The sequence below is a fragment of the Pseudomonas sp. SCB32 genome (assembly GCF_009189165.1).
In the GTDB taxonomy this organism is placed as follows: Bacteria; Pseudomonadota; Gammaproteobacteria; order Pseudomonadales; family Pseudomonadaceae; genus Pseudomonas.
The window spans coordinates 1,921,441-1,940,365 of record NZ_CP045118.1; the positions used below are offsets into that span (position 1 = coordinate 1,921,441).

21 protein-coding genes are annotated in these 18,925 nt (G+C 65.4%); 20 read left to right on the forward strand and 1 reads right to left on the reverse strand.

Annotated features, from left to right (window positions below; all coding sequences use genetic code 11):
* Nucleotides 1-6: 6 nt before the first annotated feature.
* A complete protein-coding gene (locus GA645_RS09120; RefSeq protein WP_152221990.1) occupies nucleotides 7-723 on the reverse strand; it encodes a TorF family putative porin in 717 nt (238 codons plus the stop codon).
* 235 nt (nucleotides 724-958) lie between these two features.
* Between GA645_RS09120 and GA645_RS09125 the strand changes: the two genes are divergently transcribed.
* The 20 genes from GA645_RS09125 to GA645_RS09225 all read left to right on the forward strand — a co-directional run bounded on the left by GA645_RS09125 (nucleotide 959) and on the right by GA645_RS09225 (nucleotide 18,918).
* A complete protein-coding gene (locus GA645_RS09125) occupies nucleotides 959-1,264 on the forward strand; it encodes an STAS domain-containing protein (protein WP_152221992.1) in 306 nt (101 codons plus the stop codon).
* A 26-nt stretch (nucleotides 1,265-1,290) separates the two neighbouring features.
* Nucleotides 1,291-2,988 carry a fused response regulator/phosphatase gene (locus GA645_RS09130; protein WP_152221994.1) on the forward strand — a complete coding sequence of 566 codons (1,698 nt, stop codon included), beginning with the start codon at nucleotides 1,291-1,293 and terminating at the stop codon, nucleotides 2,986-2,988.
* A 56-nt stretch (nucleotides 2,989-3,044) separates the two neighbouring features.
* Nucleotides 3,045-3,386 carry an Hpt domain-containing protein gene (locus tag GA645_RS09135; protein WP_152221996.1) on the forward strand — a complete coding sequence of 114 codons (342 nt, stop codon included), beginning with the start codon at nucleotides 3,045-3,047 and terminating at the stop codon, nucleotides 3,384-3,386.
* 86 nt (nucleotides 3,387-3,472) lie between these two features.
* Entirely contained in the window at nucleotides 3,473-4,771 is a 1,299-nt protein-coding gene (locus GA645_RS09140) for a flagellar hook-length control protein FliK (protein WP_152221998.1), read from the forward strand.
* 328 nt (nucleotides 4,772-5,099) lie between these two features.
* Nucleotides 5,100-5,624 (forward strand): flagellar basal body-associated protein FliL, encoded by a 525-nt coding sequence (gene fliL, locus GA645_RS09150; RefSeq protein ID WP_152222000.1) that lies wholly within the window; start codon nucleotides 5,100-5,102, stop codon nucleotides 5,622-5,624.
* 9 nt (nucleotides 5,625-5,633) lie between these two features.
* Entirely contained in the window at nucleotides 5,634-6,605 is a 972-nt protein-coding gene (fliM, locus tag GA645_RS09155; RefSeq protein WP_152222002.1) for a flagellar motor switch protein FliM, read from the forward strand.
* A 15-nt stretch (nucleotides 6,606-6,620) separates the two neighbouring features.
* A complete protein-coding gene (gene fliN / locus GA645_RS09160) occupies nucleotides 6,621-7,091 on the forward strand; it encodes a flagellar motor switch protein FliN (RefSeq protein WP_152222004.1) in 471 nt (156 codons plus the stop codon).
* Nucleotide 7,092: 1 nt separating this feature from the next.
* A complete protein-coding gene (gene fliO / locus GA645_RS09165; RefSeq protein WP_152222006.1) occupies nucleotides 7,093-7,569 on the forward strand; it encodes a flagellar biosynthetic protein FliO in 477 nt (158 codons plus the stop codon).
* 77 nt (nucleotides 7,570-7,646) lie between these two features.
* Nucleotides 7,647-8,357 (forward strand): flagellar type III secretion system pore protein FliP, encoded by a 711-nt coding sequence (fliP, locus tag GA645_RS09170; protein ID WP_256676178.1) that lies wholly within the window; start codon nucleotides 7,647-7,649, stop codon nucleotides 8,355-8,357.
* Between the two features lie 235 nt (nucleotides 8,358-8,592).
* Nucleotides 8,593-8,862 (forward strand): flagellar biosynthesis protein FliQ, encoded by a 270-nt coding sequence (fliQ, locus tag GA645_RS09175; RefSeq protein WP_152222009.1) that lies wholly within the window; start codon nucleotides 8,593-8,595, stop codon nucleotides 8,860-8,862.
* Nucleotides 8,862-9,638 (forward strand): flagellar biosynthetic protein FliR, encoded by a 777-nt coding sequence (gene fliR / locus GA645_RS09180; protein ID WP_152222011.1) that lies wholly within the window; start codon nucleotides 8,862-8,864, stop codon nucleotides 9,636-9,638. The genes fliQ and fliR overlap by 1 nt, the downstream gene beginning before the upstream one ends.
* Nucleotides 9,639-9,644: 6 nt before the next feature.
* The gene (gene flhB / locus GA645_RS09185) at nucleotides 9,645-10,781 is read left to right on the forward strand and encodes a flagellar biosynthesis protein FlhB (RefSeq protein WP_152222013.1); all 1,137 of its coding nucleotides are present in this window, start codon (nucleotides 9,645-9,647) and stop codon (nucleotides 10,779-10,781) included.
* A gap of 78 nt (nucleotides 10,782-10,859) precedes the next feature.
* Nucleotides 10,860-11,369, forward strand: coding sequence for a hypothetical protein (locus GA645_RS29005; RefSeq protein WP_152222015.1), 510 nt, complete (start codon nucleotides 10,860-10,862; stop codon nucleotides 11,367-11,369).
* Nucleotides 11,264-12,109: a YgcG family protein gene (locus GA645_RS28775; protein ID WP_256676179.1), complete on the forward strand. Its 846-nt coding sequence runs from the start codon at nucleotides 11,264-11,266 to the stop codon at nucleotides 12,107-12,109. The genes GA645_RS29005 and GA645_RS28775 overlap by 106 nt, the downstream gene beginning before the upstream one ends.
* Before the next feature lie 258 nt (nucleotides 12,110-12,367).
* The gene (gene flhA, locus GA645_RS09200; RefSeq protein WP_152222018.1) at nucleotides 12,368-14,491 is read left to right on the forward strand and encodes a flagellar biosynthesis protein FlhA; all 2,124 of its coding nucleotides are present in this window, start codon (nucleotides 12,368-12,370) and stop codon (nucleotides 14,489-14,491) included.
* Nucleotides 14,492-14,506: 15 nt separating this feature from the next.
* The gene (gene flhF / locus GA645_RS09205; protein ID WP_152222020.1) at nucleotides 14,507-15,817 is read left to right on the forward strand and encodes a flagellar biosynthesis protein FlhF; all 1,311 of its coding nucleotides are present in this window, start codon (nucleotides 14,507-14,509) and stop codon (nucleotides 15,815-15,817) included.
* 168 nt (nucleotides 15,818-15,985) lie between these two features.
* Nucleotides 15,986-16,816: a flagellar synthesis regulator FleN gene (gene fleN, locus GA645_RS09210; RefSeq protein ID WP_178119508.1), complete on the forward strand. Its 831-nt coding sequence runs from the start codon at nucleotides 15,986-15,988 to the stop codon at nucleotides 16,814-16,816.
* Nucleotides 16,813-17,562: an RNA polymerase sigma factor FliA gene (gene fliA / locus GA645_RS09215; protein WP_152222024.1), complete on the forward strand. Its 750-nt coding sequence runs from the start codon at nucleotides 16,813-16,815 to the stop codon at nucleotides 17,560-17,562. The genes fleN and fliA overlap by 4 nt, the downstream gene beginning before the upstream one ends.
* Nucleotides 17,563-17,738: 176 nt before the next feature.
* Entirely contained in the window at nucleotides 17,739-18,113 is a 375-nt protein-coding gene (locus GA645_RS09220; protein WP_085988857.1) for a chemotaxis response regulator CheY, read from the forward strand.
* A gap of 19 nt (nucleotides 18,114-18,132) precedes the next feature.
* Nucleotides 18,133-18,918, forward strand: coding sequence for a protein phosphatase CheZ (locus GA645_RS09225; RefSeq protein WP_152222026.1), 786 nt, complete (start codon nucleotides 18,133-18,135; stop codon nucleotides 18,916-18,918).
* Nucleotides 18,919-18,925: the final 7 nt, after the last annotated feature.

Genomic DNA, 18,925 nt, shown 5'->3' on the forward strand with positions numbered 1-18,925 from the left:
GGCGTCTCAGAACAGCGGCTTCGAAGCCTTGAGCATCACCGCCGTATCGCAATAGGCGTTGTGTCCGGAATAGGCGCTGCAATCGCTGCCGGTCAGGCTGCTGCCGCTGTAGGAGAAGTTCAGGTCGATGCCCAGCCAGGGGCGGCTGAGGTTCACCGACCAGTCGCCGAAACCGCTGACGCTGCCGCCACCGCTCAGGCTGGCCGGCGCGGCGAGGTTGTAGGTGGAGTACTTGAAGGACAGGTCGAAACCCACGTCCTGCTCCAGGCCCAGGTCGGTGAACAGCGTGGCGCTGCTGCGCCCGCCCTGGCTGCTGTAGGCCGCGCCGAGGCGGCTGCCGAATACCGAGAGGCCGCCATACAGCGCCTGGCTGTCGAAGTCCGGCTGTTCGGGGCGGGTGTAGCGCAGGGTGCCCAGTTCGTAGCCCAGCTTGCCGCTGCCCAGCGGGTGCTTGAAGCCCGCATAGGTGTCGATCTCCAGCGGTCTTTCCTGTTCCAGGTTCGAGGTCCAGCTGCCGACGTACCAGCCAGTGGGGTGGCTGATGTCCACGCCGCCCTGGGCGCTGTTCGTCTGGCCGGGCTGAACGAGCCCCTGGGCCATGCTGCGAGTGGGGGAGTTGGCGAGTTTCAGCTCGAAGTCGCCCAGTTCGCGTTGCATCACCTGGGCGGTTGCGACCGGCACCGTACAGACAGCGCAGGCCACGATGAGAATGGACTTGTACATGCTCCCTCTCCATTGCCGGGTGCGACCCGGCGCAGAGCTCTGGTGAGCCTCGGCCGGTATTGCGCACCGAAAAAGGGTAACGGCATTTGCCTTGCCGTGGGGGGCCGGTGGTCCATTTGGCAGAAATTCGAAGTGGCCCGGTGATGGCGTTCCAACAGCCGCCGAGGTTGCCGCTGTCATGACTTGCTGCTACATCTGAAATCTCGTGCGTGCCATCATCGATAAGGAGAATCCCATGGCCATTACTTCCGTTCCCTCCGCTGACGGGCAGGAACTGACCATCGTGGTCCAGGGCCGTTTCGATTTCGGTGCGCACCAGGAATTCCGCGACGCCTACGAGCGCGTCGATACCACGCCCAAGCGCTATGTGGTCGACCTCAAGGGCGCCACCTACCTGGACAGTTCGGCGCTGGGCATGCTGCTCCTGCTGCGCGACCACGCCGGCGGCGAGAACGCGCAGGTCAGCCTGGAGCACTGCAACGCGGACGTGCGCAAGATTCTCGCCATCTCCAACTTCGAACAGCTGTTCAAGATCAGCTGACGACAGTCCTTCCTCCGAGAGCGGCCATGGCGGATTTCCTCACGGTCCTGATCGCCGACGACAACGCCGCCGACCGCCTTCTGCTGTCCACCATCGTCAGCCGCCAGGGGCATCGGGTGGTCACCGCGTCCAACGGCCTGGAAGCCCTGGCGTTGTTCGCCCAGGAGCGACCGCAACTGGTGCTGATGGATGCGCTGATGCCGGTGATGGACGGCTTCGAAGCGGCGCGGCGGATTCGCCGGCAAGCCGGCGAGGAGCTGGTGCCGATCATCTTCCTCACCTCGCTGAGCGAAACCGAGGCGCTGGTGCAGAGCCTGGAGGCGGGGGGCGACGATTTCCTTTCCAAGCCCTACAACCGGGTCATCCTCGAAGCCAAGATCCGCGCCATGGGGCGCCTGCACCACCTGCAGCGGATGGTGCTGGAGCAGCGCGACCTGATCGCCCGGCACAACGAGCACCTGCTCAACGAGCAACGCGTGGCCAAGGCGGTGTTCGACAAGGTGGCGCACTCGGGCTGCCTCAACGCGGCGAACATCCGCTACCTGCAATCGCCCTTCGCGCTGTTCAACGGTGACTTGCTGCTGGCCGCGTTCAAACCCTCCGGCGGCATGCACGTGCTGCTCGGCGACTTCACCGGTCACGGCCTGCCGGCGGCCATCGGCGCCATGCCGCTGGCCGAGGTGTTCTATGGCATGACCGCCAAGGGTTACCCCATGGTGGACATCCTTCGCGAGATGAACGCCAAGCTCAAGCGCATCCTGCCGGTGGGCGTGTTCTGCTGCGCGACCATGCTCAACCTGAGCTTCCAGCGAGGCCTGGTCGAGGTGTGGAACGGCGGGTTGCCCAACGGCTACCTGCTGCGCCAGGACAAGCGCGAAGCGCTGCCGCTGGTGTCGCGCCACCTGCCGCTGGGCATCCTCGATGCGGCCTCGTTCAACGAGCATTTCGAGGTGTATGCCATGGAGGAGGGCGACCGCGTATTCCTCTTCTCCGATGGCGTGACCGAGGCGCGCAACGTCGCGGGCGAGATGTTCGGCGAGCAGCGCCTGCGCGAGGTCTACGAGAGCGAACCTGACCCGGCGCGCCTGTTCGATGGCATCCAGTCGGCGCTGGCGCGCTTCCGTGGCGAGGCGCAGGACGACGTCAGCATGCTGGAGGTCGTGCTGGTGCCGGAGCATTCGCTGCAGCGGCCGCCTCTAGCTTTTTCCGACAGTGGCCTGAGCAGCCCGCTGGACTGGTCCGCGAGCTTCGAATTCCGCGCGCCGACCCTGCGGCATTTCAACCCGCTGCCGTTCCTGCTGCAGTTGCTGATGGAAGTGCAGGACCTGCGGCCCAAGGGTGGCGCGCTCTATACCGTGCTCGCCGAGTTGTATTCCAATGCCCTGGAGCACGGCGTGATGGGCCTGGACTCCTCGCTCAAGTGCGATGCCGACGGTTTCGCCCGCTATTACCAGCAGCGCAGCCAGCGCCTGGCACAGCTGCGTGATGGCTACGTGCGCTTCCACCTTGACCTCGCGCCCCATGGCGACGGTGGACGCCTGCTGGTGCGGGTGGAGGACAGTGGCGACGGCTTCGATGTCGGCGCGGTGCTGGCGTCCCAGCGTGCCGCCGGCAGCCTCTGTGGACGCGGTCTGGCGCTGGTGCGGCAACTGACTGACCGTTGCCAGTGGTCGGCCGATGGCAAATCGGTCTGCGTGGAGTTCTTCTGGTCGGCTCAGGCATAATCCGGCCTTCGCTTGCCATCCAGCCTCGTGGCGAGCCGACCTACCGGGAGTGCCGAATGTCCGTGCCGCATCTCGATGAAGCCGTGCAGAGCAACCTGCTGTCGATCATGGAAGACGAGTACCCCTTGCTGGTGGAAACCTTCCTGAGCGACTCCGAGGAGCGCCTGCGCAGCATCCGTGCGGCCTTCGCCGCCGCCGACGGCACCGCGCTGCGCCACGCCGCGCACAGCTTCAAGGGCAGCTGCGGGAACATGGGCGCCGCCGTGCTGAGCGGCCTGTGCAAGCAGCTCGAAGAAGCCGCCCGGCACAATGACCTGGCTGCCGCCCAAGGGCTGATCGCGAAGGTCGAGCACGAGTTCTTCATTGTTCGCACCCTGCTGCAGGCCAGTCGCGCCTGACCTTTTCCGCCAGATTGGATTGAAAGGCGAATTGGCCCGCCCCTTGCTATCTCCGAGATGGATATTCACATCAACGGAGCACTCCGATGGCTGTCGCCCCGGATATTTTATTGACGCCTACGCCTGATCCCAGGCCCAAAGCGGCGGTCTCCAAGCCTGCACAGAATTCGCCCGACGCCGCCAACGACAAGGGTTCCAGCTTTGCCGACGTCTATGCCCAGGAGCAGCGTCCGGCGGCCAGCGAGCGCCCGGACAAGGCGGCAAAACCCAAGACCGAGAAGGCCAAGGACGCTTCCGACAAGGATGCCAAGGCCGGCGACGCCAAGGACGCCGCTGCCACCGACAAGCCAGCGGTTGCCGAAGACGGCAAGGCCTTGCCGGCCGACGGCGAGGCCAAGGTGGCCGAGGGCGACGAGAAGCCCGAGGCGACCCTTGATCCGCTGCTGATGCTGGGCATGACCGGACAGCTGCCGGCGCCGGCCAGCGAGGCGCCGCCGCTGGTGATCAGCAGCGGCATTGGCCAGAAGACCGCCGCCAGCACGGACGGCGATCTGGAAAAACTCAACGCGCTGCCGGGCGTGAACATGGCCCTCGGTCAGGGCGCCCAGGACCAGGCCCAGCAGGTCCAGCAGACCCAGGTGGCCGGTGACGTGGCGGCCAAGGCCGGTGACAAGCCGGTGGACGGCAGCGCCAAGGCCGACCTGTCGGCGATGCTCTCGGCGCTGACTCCGGATGCGGCGGCCAAGACGGCCGAGGGCAAGCTGGCCGAAGGTGCCCTGCAGGCCAGCACGGACCTGAGCCAGCAGTTGCCGGAGCTTCAGGCCGAGGCCAAGCCCGAGGCGCCGCGCAACGAGTCCTTCGCCGCACGGCTGGAGTCGCTGACCCAGGCGCTCAACACGCCGCAGGCCCTGACCAGCCGCCCGGTCAATCCGCTGGTACCGGGGCAGCCGGTATCGGTGCAGCAGAACGGCTGGACCGACCAGGTGGTTGACCGGGTGATGTGGATGTCCTCGCAGAACCTGAAGAGCGCCGAGATCCAGATGGACCCGGCTGACCTCGGTCGGTTGGAGGTTCGCATCCACATGAGCGCCGACCAGACCCAGGTGAATTTCATCAGCGCCAACGCCGGCGTGCGTGAAGCGCTCGACAGCCAGCAGCACCGCCTGCGCGAGATGTTCAGCCAGCAGGGCATGGGCCAGTTGAACGTCAACGTCTCCGACCAGTCCCCCCGTGGCTGGCAGCAACAGGGCGGTGACGAGCGCGGCGGCTCCCGGCGCGCCGGGCGTTCCGAGGGGGCAGAGGACGAGCCAATGGTTAGCGGAGTCTCCGAGATCCGTCCGCAGACGGCGGCGCAGGGCAGGGGACTGGTGGATTACTACGCCTGAGCCAAGCGCTTTTTTGTAGGAGCGCGCTTGCTCGCGAACGGACTTCCCCGGCTGCCTCGGTACCGGGTGGTTCGCGAGCAAGCTCGCTCCTACAGGTCATGCTCACCTGGTGTCGGTCCGAGGAGACATTGGGTCGTTGTCTGCGGGGCATCGCCGAACCTCCTGATCGGTCCCCGTGCCTCGGAAATTTCTCTCCCCGCCCCGTGACATCCGCCGTCCAGCCTGTAATATCCGCGGCGGCGCCAGTTCGACAATTGCAAACTGGCACAGCCCTTGCTCCTACCCCCGGTATCTGCGCATCGCGCCGGAAAAGTGACGGATATTTGGCATGGCCAAGAAAGATCAGACGCCTCCCTTCCCAGATGGACAGGCCCCAGGCAAGGGCAAACTGAAGCTCATCATTCTCATCGCCCTGGCATTCCTGCTGGCGGTGGGACTGTCGGTCGGCGGTACCTGGTTCTTCCTCAGCAAGAATGCCAAGCCCGCCGCCGAGGCTGCGGCGAAGCCCGAGGAGGGCGCTGCGCCGACCAAGAAACAGGCGATCTACGAAATCCTCGCGCCGTCCTTCGTGGTCAACTTCAATCAGAACGGTCGCCAGCGTTACCTTCAGGTAGCGGTGGCGCTGATGGGCCGCGACCAGGCACAGATGGATGCGCTGCGCGAGCAGATGCCGCTGGTGCGCAACCAGCTGGTGATGCTGTTCTCCAGCCAGAATTTCGACACGCTGGTGACCCCGGTGGGCAAGGAAATGCTGCGCCAGCAGGCGACCTCCAGCCTTCAGGAACTGGCGAAGAAGGCCACCGGTCAGTTGACCGTAGAGCAAGTGCTTTTCACCAACTTCGTATTGCAGTAGGTACCCGCCATGGCCATGCAGGATCTACTTTCCCAGGACGAAATCGACGCGTTGCTGCACGGCGTCGACGACGGCCTCGTGGAAACCGAGTCCGACGTCGAGCCGGGGGCGATCAAGTCCTACGACCTGACCAGCCAGGACCGCATCGTTCGGGGGCGCATGCCGACCCTGGAGATGATCAACGAGCGCTTCGCCCGTTACACCCGCATCAGCATGTTCAACCTGCTGCGCCGCTCGGCGGATGTCGCCGTGGGTGGCGTGCAGGTGATGAAGTTCGGCGAGTACGTGCACTCGCTGTACGTACCCACCAGCCTCAACCTGGTGAAGATGAAACCGCTGCGCGGCACCGGCCTGTTCATCCTCGACGCCAAGCTGGTGTTCAAGCTGGTGGACAACTTCTTCGGTGGCGACGGTCGTCACGCCAAGATCGAGGGCCGCGAGTTCACCCCCACCGAGCTGCGGGTGGTGCGCATGGTCATCGAGCAGGCCTTCGTCGACCTCGCCGAAGCCTGGCACGCGGTGATGCCGATCACCTTCGAGTACGTGAACTCCGAAGTGAACCCGGCGATGGCCAACATCGTCAGCCCCAGCGAAGTGGTGGTGGTTTCCACCTTCCACATCGAGCTCGACGGCGGCGGCGGCGACCTGCACATCACCCTGCCGTATTCGATGATCGAGCCGATCCGCGAGATGCTCGATGCCGGCTTCCAGTCCGACGTGGACGACCAGGACGAGCGCTGGATCAACGCCCTGCGCGAAGACATCCTCGACGTCAGCGTGCCGCTGGGCGCCACCGTCGTGCGCCGCCAGCTCAAGCTGCGGGACATCCTGCACATGCAGCCGGGCGACGTGATCCCGGTGGAGCTGCCCGAACACATGATCATGCGCGCCAATGGCGTGCCTTCCTTCAAGGTCAAGCTGGGTTCGCACAAGGGCAACCTGGCCTTGCAGATTCTCGATCCGCTCGAGCGCCCGCGCTGAGCAAGAGGACCCACCATGGCAGACGAAGATAACGTGACTCCCGAAGAACAGGCCCTGGCCGATGAATGGGCCGCCGCACTCTCAGAGTCGGGCGACGCCAACCAGGACGACATCGACGCACTGATGGCCCAGGGCGGCGCCACTCCGGTGGCACCGGCCGCGCCGCGCGCACCGATGGAGGAGTTCGGCATGGCGCCCAAGGCGCCGACTATCGCCGGCCTCGAAGGGCCGAACCTGGACGTGATCCTGGATATCCCGGTGACCATTTCCATGGAGGTGGGCAACACCGACATCAGCATCCGCAACCTGCTGCAGCTCAACCAGGGCTCGGTGATCGAGCTCGATCGCCTGGCCGGCGAGCCGCTGGACGTGCTGGTCAACGGCACGCTGATCGCTCACGGCGAAGTGGTGGTGGTGAACGAAAAGTTCGGCATCCGCCTCACCGACGTGATCAGTCCCAGCGAACGCATCAAGAAGCTGCGCTGACATGGGCCGCCTGTCCGCGATCCTCAATGCACTGCCTCTGGCGGGATTGTCCGCGCTGGCCTTCGGCGAGGACGGCGTGGCGCCGGTGTCCACGCCCGCCATTGTCCACGCCAGCTCCGCGCCCAGCATGATCACCGGCAGCGCCGGCGCGCAGTTGCTGCAACTGCTGCTGGGCCTGGTGCTGGTGGTCGGCCTGATCTTCCTGCTCGCCTGGCTGGTGCGCCGCGTGCAGCAGGTCGGCCCGCGCAGCAACCAGGCGATCCGCCTGGTGTCCAGCCAGGCCCTCGGCCCGCGTGATCGGCTGGTGCTGGTGCAGGTGGGCGAGGAGCAGATCCTGCTCGGCTTGACCCCTGGCCGCATCACCCCGCTGCACGTCATGCGCCAGCCGGTGCATGCCGCCGAATCGGAGCCGGCGCAGCCGGAATTCGCCCAGCGCCTGCTGGAGTTGCTGAACAAGGACAAGGGCCGCCCGCAGTGACCCGTTCGCCAAATCTTTCCGCTCTGCTCGGCGCACTCAAGCGTTGTGCGCCGTGGCTTCTGGGCCTTCTGGCACTGATGGTGCCGCAGGCCTTCGCCGCCGATCCGACGCAGATCTCGGCGATCACCGTGACCACCAACGCGCAGGGTCAGCAGGAGTACTCGGTCAGCCTGCAGATCCTGCTGATCATGACCGCGCTGAGCTTCATCCCGGCGTTCGTCATGCTGATGACCAGCTTCACCCGGATCATCATCGTCTTCTCCATCCTGCGCCAGGCGCTGGGCCTGCAGAGCACGCCGTCGAACCAGGTGCTGATCGGCTTGGCGCTGTTCCTGACGATGTTCGTCATGGCGCCGGTGTTCGACAAGATCAACGCCAATGCGCTGCAGCCCTATCTCAACGAGCAGATTCCGGCGCAGGAGGCGCTCAGCCGCGCCGAGGTGCCGCTGAAAGCCTTCATGCTGGCGCAGACCCGGCAGTCGGACCTGGAGCTGTTCGTGCGCCTGTCCAAGCGCACCGACATCCAGAGCGCCGACGCCACGCCCCTGACCATCCTGGTCCCGGCATTCGTCACCTCGGAGTTGAAGACGGCGTTCCAGATCGGTTTCATGATCTTCATCCCGTTCCTGATCATCGACCTGGTGGTCTCCAGCGTACTGATGGCGATGGGCATGATGATGCTGTCGCCGCTGATCATCTCCTTGCCGTTCAAGATCATGCTGTTCGTGCTGGTGGATGGCTGGGCGTTGATCATCGGCACCCTGGCCGGCAGTTTCGGGACGGTGTAGCGATGCCTCACTCGCTAGTGGTTTCCCGCGTTCGCGGGAATGACGGTGGGGGAGTCCGCACTCTCTCCGGTGTCGCCCTCGCGTATGCGGGGGCCGAGAAACAACGCAGCGTAGGATGGGTGGAGCTTGCGATACCCATCGGCGTTGCTTGCCTGGACAGCGATGGGTATCGCTTCGCTCCACGCCATCCTACGAAGAGCCGGCTCCTGCGGGCGGCAGCGAAAGAGGACCGACCATGACTCCCGAAGTCGCAGTAGACCTGTTTCGTGAAGCGCTCTGGCTGACGGCGATGATCGTCGCCATCCTGATCCTGCCCAGTCTGCTGGTGGGCCTGGTGGTGGCGATGTTCCAGGCTGCCACCCAGATCAACGAGCAGACCCTGAGCTTCCTGCCGCGCCTGCTGGTGGTGCTGCTCACCCTGATCGTGCTGGGGCCCTGGCTGATACGGCAGCTGATGGAGTACACCCAGACGCTGATCAGCAGCATCCCGACGCTGATCGGCTGATGCTGGAGCTCACCAACGCGCAGATCGGCGGCTGGATCGGGTCCTTCCTGTTCCCGCTGTTCCGCATCGCCGCGCTGCTGATGGTGATGCCGATCTTCGGCACCCAGCTGGTGCCGACCCGCGTGCGCCTGTACCTGGCCGTGGCGATCGCCGTGGTGCTGGTGCCCAGCCTGCCGCCCATGCCGCAGGTGGACGCGTTGAGCGCGAAGGCCATGCTGCTGATTGGCGAGCAGATCCTCATCGGCGCCATGCTCGGCTTCACCCTGCAGCTGATGTTCCATGCCTTCGTCATCGCCGGGCAGATCATCTCCATGCAGATGGGCCTGGGCTTCGCCTCGATGGTCGACCCCACCAACGGCATCTCGGTGCCGGTGCTCGGGCAATTCTTCACCCTGCTGGTGACCCTGCTGTTCCTGGCCATGAACGGCCACCTGGTGGTGTTCGAGGTATTGGCCGAGAGCTTCGTCACCCTACCGGTGGGCGAGGGGCTGTCGGGTAACCATATGATCACCGTCGCCGGTAAGCTCGGCTGGGTGATCGGCGCGGGGCTGTTGCTGGCGCTGCCGGCGGTCACCGCGCTGCTGGTGGTCAACCTGGCCTTCGGCGCCATGACCCGCGCCGCGCCGCAGCTGAATATCTTCTCCATCGGCTTCCCGCTGACCCTGATCATGGGCTTTATCATCGTCTGGATCGGCAGCGCCGACATTCTGTCGCAGTATCAGTCCCTTGCCAGCGAAGGCCTGCAACTGCTGCGTGACCTGGTTCGAGCGAGGTAGCCTGCGATGGCGGAAAGCGAGAGCGGTCAGGACAAGACAGAGGAACCCACAGAGAAACGGCGCCGGGAGGCGCGCGAGAAAGGGCAGCTGCCGCGTTCGCGGGAGCTGAACACCCTTGCCGTGCTCGTCGCCGGCTCCGGCGGCCTGCTGATCTACGGCGCGGGCCTGGCGGATGCGCTGATGCGCCTGATGCGCGGCAGCTTCGAGCTGTCCCGCGAGACGGTGATGAACAGCGACAACATGCTGCGGCTGCTGGCCAGCGCGGCGCAGATCGCTGGCGAAGGGCTCTGGCCGATCCTCGCGCTGCTGCTGGTCGCGGCCCTGCTGGGGCCGATAGCGCTCGGCGGCTGGCTGTTCTCCAGCGAGGCGCTGGCGCCCAAGTTCAGCCGCCTGAACCCGCTGGAAGGGCTCAAGCGGATGTTCTCGGCCAAGTCCCTGCTGGAGCTGTTCAAGGCGCTGATCAAGTTCACCGTGGTGCTCGCCGTGGCGATCATGGTGTTGCAGTCGGACAAGGACGACCTGTTGGCGATGGCCCACGAGCCCACCGAGCAGGCGCTGGTGCATTGCGCCAGGGTGGTCGGCTGGAGTGCCTTCTGGCTGGCCTGCAGCCTGATGCTGATCGCCGCGGTGGACGTGCCGTACCAGCTCTGGGACAACCGCCAGAAGCTGATGATGACCAAGCAGGAAGTGCGCGACGAGTACAAGGACTCCGAGGGCAAGCCGGAGGTCAAGGCCAAGGTCCGCCAGATGCAGCGCGAGATGGCGCAGCGGCGGATGATGCAGGCGGTGCCGGACGCCGACGTGGTGATCACCAACCCGACGCACTTCGCCGTCGCCCTCAAGTACGATCCGGGCGCAACCGGCGCGCCCAGGCTGCTGGCCAAGGGCAACGACTTCATGGCGCTGAAGATCCGCGAGGTGGCCCAGGAGCACAAGATCACGGTGCTGGAGTCACCGGCGCTGGCGCGGGCGGTGTACTACTCCACCGAACTGGATCACGAGATTCCCGCCGGCCTTTACCTCGCCGTCGCCCAGGTACTGGCCTACGTCTACCAGCTCAAGCAGTTCCGCGCCGGCAAGGGCAAGCGCCCGGGGCCGATGCCGGACCTGCCGATTCCACCGGATTTGCGGCGAGACGAGTGACCGGGTCGGCTGTGCATGGGGGCTGCGTTGTACTAGCATCCGGGCTCCCATCCCTGCCAGGAGGCACTGAGGAAAGCCATGGAAAGCACCGTCCGCGATCATCGCATTGCCGCTCTCATTCCCATTGCCGTGCTGGCGGTGAGCGTGGCTACCTTGTGGTCCCTGCCGTTTCTGATGCTGGCGTATCTCGTATTGCGCCCCGTGATGCCTCTTTTCGTGCGGGCCGTGTTTCTCTGCACGCTGGATCTGGTCCTTTCTCTGCTTCTCCTCGCCGTTGCCGTCTGGGTTCTCGCCTGGGCGCTGGTGTCTGTCGTGGGCGTCGGTGGCGGCCATTGGCTGTCGCAGTTCAGTCTTCCGTTGGTATTGGTTCTTACATTTTTCATCTGCGTCTATGGCGTCCTCCACCTGGTCTTAGCCGCCTATGGGGCCTGGTGCTGGTGGCCAAGGATGACCGGACGATGCGTATCGAGGTCGGCTATGGGCTGGAAGGCGCCATTCCTGATGTCACGGCCGGTCGCATCATCCGCGACGAGATGGCCCCGGCGTTTCGCCAGGGTGACTTCTCCGGTGGCATCGAACGTGCTGTAGGTGTTCTGGAGCACCTGATCGACGGCGAAGCGCTGCCCGAATGGGGGCGTGGCGGTAGCCTGACTCATGCAGGCTGGGTGCTGCTGATCGCCCTGGTCTGTGGCGCGGTGGCGGGCGTGGCGCTGCGTCGTAACCTGCTCGCTGTCCGTTGGGTCCTGGGTGTGTCGGCGGGGCTGATGGTGCTGCTGGCGTTCGGCGACGGTCTCAAGAGCGTGCCGTTACTTTTCATGGCCGTGTCCATCAGCATGGCGCTGGGCTGCGCTGTCGGCGCCATTGCGGCGGGGGCGCGCAAGTCAGCCTGGATCGTCGCCGCCATCGTCGGCTACATCGTCGCCCTGTCAGCGGCGGCCAGCCGATATGGCGTCGAGGTGCTGCTCTACGGTCTGGCCGGCCCCATCGCCCTGGCCCTGGGGCTGGCGCTGCTCTGCCTGCCGTTCATCCTCGCCCATGCCGCCTGGAAGCGCAGCCGGCTGGAGTTCTTCATTCGCCTGGCGCTGGCCTCGGCCATCTGCGCGTTCGTCATGACCCTCACTGGCATCGTCGAACATCTTGGCGAGTTTCCGGAATCGCTGGCGCTGCTGCCGATGATTTACTTCCCGCTGCTGCTCGCATTCATGAGGGGCTGGGCGGCCAGTTCGGGCTCAGGTTCCAGCGGCGGCAGCTCGTCTTCCGGTGGCAGCAGCGGCTATTCCGGTGGCGGAGGCTCCAGCGGCGGTGGTGGCGCATCAGGGGGATGGTAGACGAACGCTCCGCGTTATACGCCGCTTGGCCTTGGTTGCAGATAGCTCCGGGCTCGGCCAGGGCGCTGCTCACAGGCACGCTGTAGCGGCGTACAACCGCGCACGGTAGTACGCCCTGCGGGCTGCTCTGGATCGGGTATTTCCGTCGATTCGAAAAAGTTGGAACGCTTCCTGCTAAAGCTCCTGCAAACGCCCATTGGGGCGTCAAAAGTTTGATAGGGCGGGCGCAAGATCCGTCGCAGGGCAGGGGAGTCAAGGGTGGACCGCACGCAACTGATCAGCAACGTTCGCAGCAATCTGGCGGGCCTGGGCCGGGGCAATCTCGGTGTGCCGCTGCTGCTGCTGGCCATGCTGGGCATGATGACCCTGCCGATCCCGCCGTTCCTGCTGGACGTGCTGTTCACCTTCAACATCGCCCTGTCCATCGTGGTCCTGCTGGTCTGCGTGTACGCGCTGCGTCCGCTGGACTTCGCCGTGTTCCCGACCATCCTGCTGGTCGCGACCCTGCTGCGCCTGGCGCTGAACGTCGCCTCCACCCGCGTGGTACTGCTCCACGGCCATGACGGCCACGCCGCCGCGGGCAAGGTGATCCAGGCCTTCGGCGAGGTGGTGATCGGCGGTAACTACGTGGTCGGCATCGTGGTCTTCGCGATCCTCATGATCATCAACTTCGTGGTGGTCACCAAGGGCGCCGGGCGTATCTCCGAAGTGAGCGCACGTTTCACCCTCGACGCCATGCCCGGCAAGCAGATGGCCATCGACGCCGACCTCAACGCCGGCCTGATCGAGCAGGCTGAAGCCAAGAAGCGCCGTGCCGAGGTAGCCCAGGAAGCCGACTTCTACGGCTCCATGGACGGTGCCAGCAAGTTCGTCCGTGGTGACGCCGTCGCCGGTCTGCTGATCCTCTTCATCAACCTCATCGGTGGCGTCGCCATCGGCATGCTGCAGCACTCGATGGGCTTCGGCGATGCCGGCAAGGTCTACGCCCTGCTGACCATCGGTGACGGCCTGGTGGCGCAACTGCCGTCGCTGCTGCTGTCCACCGCCGCGGCGATCATGGTGACCCGCGTGTCCAGCGCCGAGGACATGGGCCAGCAGGTCAACCGGCAGATGTTCGCTTCGCCCAAGGCGCTGGCCATCTCCGCCGCGATCCTGATCGCCATGGGCCTGGTGCCGGGCATGCCGCACATTTCCTTCGTTGGCCTGGGAGCCCTGGCCGCCGGCGGCGCCTGGCTGATCTGGCAACGCCAGCGCCAGGCGGCGCAGCAGGCCGAACAGGAAACCCAGCGCCAGCAGGAGCTGCTGCCGGCCCAGCGCGCCCAGGAAACCAAGGAGCTGGGCTGGGACGATGTGACCCCGGTGGACCTGGTCGGCCTGGAAGTCGGCTACCGCCTGATCCCGCTGGTGGACCGCAACCAGGGTGGCCAGCTGCTGGCGCGGATCAAGGGCGTGCGCAAGAAGCTGTCCCAGGACCTGGGCTTCCTGATGCCCTCGGTGCACATCCGCGACAACCTCGACCTGCTGCCCAACGCTTATCGCCTGACGCTCATGGGCGTCAGCGTGGCCGAGGCCGAGATCTATCCGGACCGCGAGCTGGCGATCAACCCCGGCCAGGTGTTCGGCACCCTCAACGGCATCGCCGGCAAGGACCCGGCCTTCGGCCTGGAGGCGGTGTGGATCGAGGCCTCGCAGCGCGACCAGGCGCAGTCCCTGGGCTACACCGTGGTCGACGCCAGCACCGTGGTCGCCACCCACCTGAACCAGGTGCTGCACAAGCACGCCCATGAGCTGCTCGGCCACGAGGAAGTTCAGCAACTGATGCAGCTGCTGGCCAAGACCTCGCCCAAGCTCGCGGAAGAACTGGTGCCGGGGATGATCTCCCTGTCGACCCTGCTCAAGGTCCTGCAGGCGCTGCTGCAGGAGCAGGTGCCGGTGCGCGACATCCGCACCATTGCCGAGGCCATCGCCAACGTCGCCGCCAAGAGTCAAGATCCCGCCGCCATGGTGGCGGCAGTTCGCGTCTCGCTGTCCCGCGCAATCGTGCAAACCATTGTGGGACTAGAGCCGGAGCTGCCCGTGATCACTCTGGAACCCAGGTTGGAACAGATATTGCTCAATAGTCTTCAGAAGGCCGGACAGGGCTCCGAAGACGGCATGTTGCTGGAGCCCGGAATGGCGGAAAAGCTGCAACGCTCGATGGTCGAGTCGGCGCAGCGCCAGGAAATGCTCGGCAAGCCGGCGATCCTGCTGGTGGCTGGTCCCGTTCGCGCGATGATGTCCCGATTCGCGCGGATGGCGGTCCCCACCATGCACGTGCTGGCTTACCAGGAAATCCCGGATAACAAACAAGTGACGATCGTCGCCACCGTTGGGCAGAACTGATTGAGGTCCCAGGCCATGCAGGTAAAACGCTTCTTCGCCGCCGATATGCGTCAGGCCATGAAACTGGTCCGTGACGAGCTGGGCCCGGATGCCGCGATCATCGGCAACCGCCGTGTCGCCGGCGGCGTCGAGCTGACCGCGGCGCTGGACTACCAGGCCCCGGCGGCGGCCAGCAAGCCGAACCCGGCGCTGGAAGCCGAGCTGCGCAAGACCCAGGCACGGATCGCCCAGGCCAAGGCCGAGCTGAGCGAGCCGACCCGCATGAGCGAGGCCGTGCGCAAGGACCGTCAAATGTACGGCGCAGAGGTGCCGCGCCGCAGCGCCGCCGAGACCCTGGCCGAAGCCATGGCCGCGCCGGTCGCACCGGCTGCCGCCAACGTCGGCCAGCAGGCCCTGGAAGCCATGCGCTTCGAGCTCAACGGCCTGCGTGAACTGATCGAAGTGCAGCTGGGCTCCATCGCCTGGAACCAGTTGCAGAGCCAGCGTCCGAGGCAGGCCAACCTGTGGCGCCGCCTGCAGCGCATGGGGCTGCCGGCTGACCTGTCGCGCAGCCTGCTGGAAAAAGTCGCCTCCATCGCTGAGCCGAAGCAGGCCTGGCGCATGCTGCTGGCACACCTGGCGCGCTCCATCAACGCCCCGGAAATCGACCTGCTGGAGCAGGGCGGGGTGGTTGCGCTGGTCGGCCCGGCCGGCATGGGCAAAACGACGACCCTGGCCAAGCTTGCCGCCCGCTACGTGCTGAAGTACGGCGCGCAGAGCATCGCCCTGGTCTCGATGGACAGCTTCCGCATCGGTGCGCAGGAGCAGATCAAGACCCTCGGTCGCATCCTCAACGTGCCGGTAACCCTGGTCGATCCGGGCCAGTCGCTGATTCAGGCCATGGCGCCGCTGGCGCGCAAGCGCCTGGTGCTGATCGATACCGCCGGCCTGCCGGCCAACGATCCGGCGCTGCGCATGCAGCTCGAAGCCCTGGCGGCGCAGAGCCTGAACGTGAAGAACTATCTGGTGCTGGCCGCGACCAGCCAGAGCCAGGTGCTCAAGGCCGCCTGGCAGAACTATCGTGTGTGCGGTCTGGCCGGGTGCATCCTGACCAAGCTGGACGAAGCCGGCAGCCTCGGCGAGGCGCTTGCTCTGGCAATTGGCCAGCGTCTCCCGGTAGCCTATCTGGCGGACGGTCCGAAGATTCCGGATGATCTGCAGATTGCGCGCAGCCACCAACTGGTCAGCCGCGCGGTGAGTCTGCAGTCGCCGGAAGAGCCGAGCGAGGACGCCATGGCCGACCTGTTCGCCGGTCTGTACCAGCAGCCGGTGCGTCGCGCCGGCTGAACGAATTGAACGGCCCCGTGGTGGGGTGACGGGCGGCCAGGTGGGCTGCCCGGCGAGGCGGATGCTCTGGGAGACGATCCGCGAACGCCGGAAGCGGTAGAGCACCGCGGCCGGCAGGGCCGCAGCGCCAGGGGGCGCGGCGGCTGAATGACGAGACAAGGTATTGATATGGGCATGCATCCTGTACAGGTAATCGCAGTCACCGGTGGCAAGGGTGGTGTCGGCAAGACCAACGTGTCGGTGAACCTGTCGCTGGCGTTGGCCGACCTCGGCCGCCGCGTCATGCTGCTGGACGCCGACCTGGGCCTGGCCAACGTCGACGTGCTGCTGGGCCTGACGCCCAAGCGCACGCTGGCCGATGTGATTGAAGGCGAGTGCGATCTGCGCGACGTGATCCTCCAAGGGCCCGGCGGTGTTCGCATCGTTCCGGCGGCCTCCGGCACGCAGAGCATGGTGCACCTCACGCCGATGCAGCACGCCGGTCTGATCCAGGCGTTCAGCGACATCAGCGAGAACATCGACGTGCTGGTGGTGGATACCGCCGCCGGCATCGGCGACTCGGTGGTGAGCTTCGTGCGTGCCGCGCAGGAAGTGCTGTTGGTCGTCTGCGACGAACCCACCTCGATCACCGACGCCTACGCGTTGATCAAGTTGCTCAACCGCGACTACGGCATGACCCGCTTCCGCGTACTGGCGAACATGGCGCACAGCCCCCAGGAGGGCCGCAACCTGTTCGCCAAGCTGACCAAGGTCACTGACCGCTTCCTCGACGTGGCGCTGCAGTACGTCGGCGCCGTTCCGTACGACGAGTCGGTGCGCAAGGCGGTGCAGAAGCAGCGTTCGGTGTATGAGGCGTTCCCGCGCAGCAAGGCGTCCCTGGCCTTCCGTGCGATTGCGCAGAAAGTCGACAGCTGGCCGCTGCCGGCCAACCCACGTGGGCACCTGGAGTTCTTCGTCGAGCGCCTGGTGCAGCATCCGTCCACGGGTTCGGCCGTATGATGATGGCCTCCGGAGCGCGTATGTACAGCAAGGCACAGGCGCAGAACTCCCAGGACCAACTGATCCAGCGGTACGCGCCGCTGGTCAAGCGCATTGCCTACCACCTGCTGGGCCGCCTGCCGGCCAGCGTGCAGGTGGAGGACCTGATGCAGGCCGGCATGATCGGCCTGCTGGAAGCGGCGAAGAAATACGACGCCGGCAAGGGCGCGAGCTTCGAGACCTACGCCGGCATTCGCATCCGTGGCGCCATGCTCGACGAGGTGCGCAAGGGCGACTGGGCCCCGCGTTCGGTGCACCGTAACTCGCGCATGGTCAGCGACGCGATTCGCGCCGTCGAGGCCAGAACCGGTCGTGACGCTAAAGATCAGGAGGTTGCTGCCGAACTCAATATGAGTCTCGAAGAATATTACGGCATCCTCAGCGACACCCAGGGCAGCCGCCTGTACAGCTTCGACGACCTGCTGCAGGACGGCGAGCAGGGCAGTGGCCTGGCCGAAGACGCTTCGCACCAGGGAAACGAGCCCTCCCACGGCCTGGAAGACGAACGCTTCCAGGCGGCGCTCGCCGAAGCCATCACCAAGCTGCCCGAGCGCGAGCGGCTGGTGCTGGCCCTGTACTACGACGAGGAACTCAACCTCAAGGAGATCGGCGAAGTGCTGGGGGTCAGCGAATCCCGGGTCAGTCAGCTGCACAGCCAATGCGCCGCGCGCCTGCGGGCACGTCTGGCGGAGTGGCGCGCGCACTGAGGTTCGGGTAGTTTCGCGTCGGCTTTTTCGTAGGCTTCAGATTTAGATTTCAGAATTCTTCAGGGCGACGTCCCTTTGACGCCGCCCACACGGGATGAGCGCACGCCGCTCGATGAATTGACGGCACGCCCGCCAGGACGTGCCTGGTATCGATGGAGGTCGGTTTGGACAAGAATATGAAAATTCTCATCGTGGACGACTTTTCCACGATGAGGCGCATCATCAAGAACCTCCTGCGTGACCTGGGGTTCACCAACACCGCAGAGGCCGACGACGGCACCACTGCGCTGCCGATGCTGCACAGCGGCAACTTCGACTTCCTCGTCACCGACTGGAACATGCCCGGCATGACCGGCATCGACCTGCTGCGCGCGGTCCGCGCCGACGAGCGCCTGAAGCACCTGCCGGTACTGATGGTCACCGCCGAGGCCAAGCGCGACCAGATCATTGAAGCCGCCCAGGCCGGGGTCAACGGCTATGTGGTCAAGCCTTTCACCGCTCAGGTGCTGAAAGAAAAGATCGAGAAGATTTTCGAGCGGGTCGGCAGCTGAGGCTGACTGAGAGGGCGTCATGGATCTCGTCAACGAATCCGCGGGTGACTTCGAGTCGACCCTGAAAAAACACGCGCGCGAATTGGTCGACTGCCTCGAACGCGGCGACGTCCAGACCGCCGTGCAGCTGATCTCCGAGCTCAACCAGGCGCGCGATCGCGGGCTCTACCAGGAAGTGGGCAAGCTCACCCGTGAGCTGCACAACGCCATCGTCAACTTCCAGATCGATCCCAATTCCCGCCACGCCGAGGAAATGTCGCAGATCGCCGACGCCACCGATCGTCTCTCCTACGTGGTGAAGATGACCGAGAAGGCGGCGAACCGCACCATGGACCTGGTGGAAGAGTGCACTCCGGTGGTCATGCACATCGAGACCCAGGCCAAGGAACTGCAGGAAGACTGGGGACGCTTCATGCGCCGCGAGCTGGGCCCCGACGCCTTCCGTGAGCTGGCCAAGCGCGTCGAGCAGTTCCTCTACATCAGCGCCCAGGACAGCCGGAAGCTTTCCGCGCACCTCAACGACATCCTCCTGGCGCAGGACTTCCAGGACCTCACCGGACAGGTGATCAAGCGCGTCACCAAACTGGTCACCGAGGTCGAGTCGAACCTGGTCAAGCTGGTCTGGATGGCCGGCCAGGTGGACCGTTACGCGGGCATCGAGCACGACTACGACGGCATGCGCGACGCCGTCGAAAAAGAAAGATCGTCCAAGGGTGAAGGTCCGCAGATTGCTGCCGATACAAGAAAAGACGTCGTATCCGGTCAGGACGATGTCGACGACCTGTTGTCCAGCCTTGGTTTTTAAGCGTCCG

Excerpts from the sequence above, each read along its gene's own strand:
- fliL (WP_152222000.1), top strand. The coding sequence starts at position 5,100 with ATGGCCAAGAAAGATCAGACGCCTCCCTTCCCAGATGGACAGGCCCCA.
- fliA (WP_152222024.1), top strand. The coding sequence starts at position 16,813 with ATGATGATGGCCTCCGGAGCGCGTATGTACAGCAAGGCACAGGCGCAG.
- flhB (WP_152222013.1), top strand. The coding sequence starts at position 9,645 with ATGGCGGAAAGCGAGAGCGGTCAGGACAAGACAGAGGAACCCACAGAG.
- GA645_RS29005 (WP_152222015.1), top strand. The coding sequence starts at position 10,860 with ATGGAAAGCACCGTCCGCGATCATCGCATTGCCGCTCTCATTCCCATT.
- fliP (WP_256676178.1), top strand. The coding sequence starts at position 7,647 with ATGGTGCCGCAGGCCTTCGCCGCCGATCCGACGCAGATCTCGGCGATC.
- GA645_RS09125 (WP_152221992.1), top strand. The coding sequence starts at position 959 with ATGGCCATTACTTCCGTTCCCTCCGCTGACGGGCAGGAACTGACCATC.
- fliN (WP_152222004.1), top strand. The coding sequence starts at position 6,621 with ATGGCAGACGAAGATAACGTGACTCCCGAAGAACAGGCCCTGGCCGAT.
- fleN (WP_178119508.1), top strand. The coding sequence starts at position 15,986 with ATGGGCATGCATCCTGTACAGGTAATCGCAGTCACCGGTGGCAAGGGT.
- fliM (WP_152222002.1), top strand. The coding sequence starts at position 5,634 with ATGGCCATGCAGGATCTACTTTCCCAGGACGAAATCGACGCGTTGCTG.
- GA645_RS09120 (WP_152221990.1), bottom strand. The coding sequence starts at position 723 with ATGTACAAGTCCATTCTCATCGTGGCCTGCGCTGTCTGTACGGTGCCG.
- GA645_RS09130 (WP_152221994.1), top strand. The coding sequence starts at position 1,291 with ATGGCGGATTTCCTCACGGTCCTGATCGCCGACGACAACGCCGCCGAC.
- GA645_RS09140 (WP_152221998.1), top strand. The coding sequence starts at position 3,473 with ATGGCTGTCGCCCCGGATATTTTATTGACGCCTACGCCTGATCCCAGG.
- GA645_RS09220 (WP_085988857.1), top strand. The coding sequence starts at position 17,739 with ATGAAAATTCTCATCGTGGACGACTTTTCCACGATGAGGCGCATCATC.
- GA645_RS09225 (WP_152222026.1), top strand. The coding sequence starts at position 18,133 with ATGGATCTCGTCAACGAATCCGCGGGTGACTTCGAGTCGACCCTGAAA.
- fliR (WP_152222011.1), top strand. The coding sequence starts at position 8,862 with ATGCTGGAGCTCACCAACGCGCAGATCGGCGGCTGGATCGGGTCCTTC.
- flhF (WP_152222020.1), top strand. The coding sequence starts at position 14,507 with ATGCAGGTAAAACGCTTCTTCGCCGCCGATATGCGTCAGGCCATGAAA.
- fliQ (WP_152222009.1), top strand. The coding sequence starts at position 8,593 with ATGACTCCCGAAGTCGCAGTAGACCTGTTTCGTGAAGCGCTCTGGCTG.
- GA645_RS09135 (WP_152221996.1), top strand. The coding sequence starts at position 3,045 with ATGTCCGTGCCGCATCTCGATGAAGCCGTGCAGAGCAACCTGCTGTCG.
- fliO (WP_152222006.1), top strand. The coding sequence starts at position 7,093 with ATGGGCCGCCTGTCCGCGATCCTCAATGCACTGCCTCTGGCGGGATTG.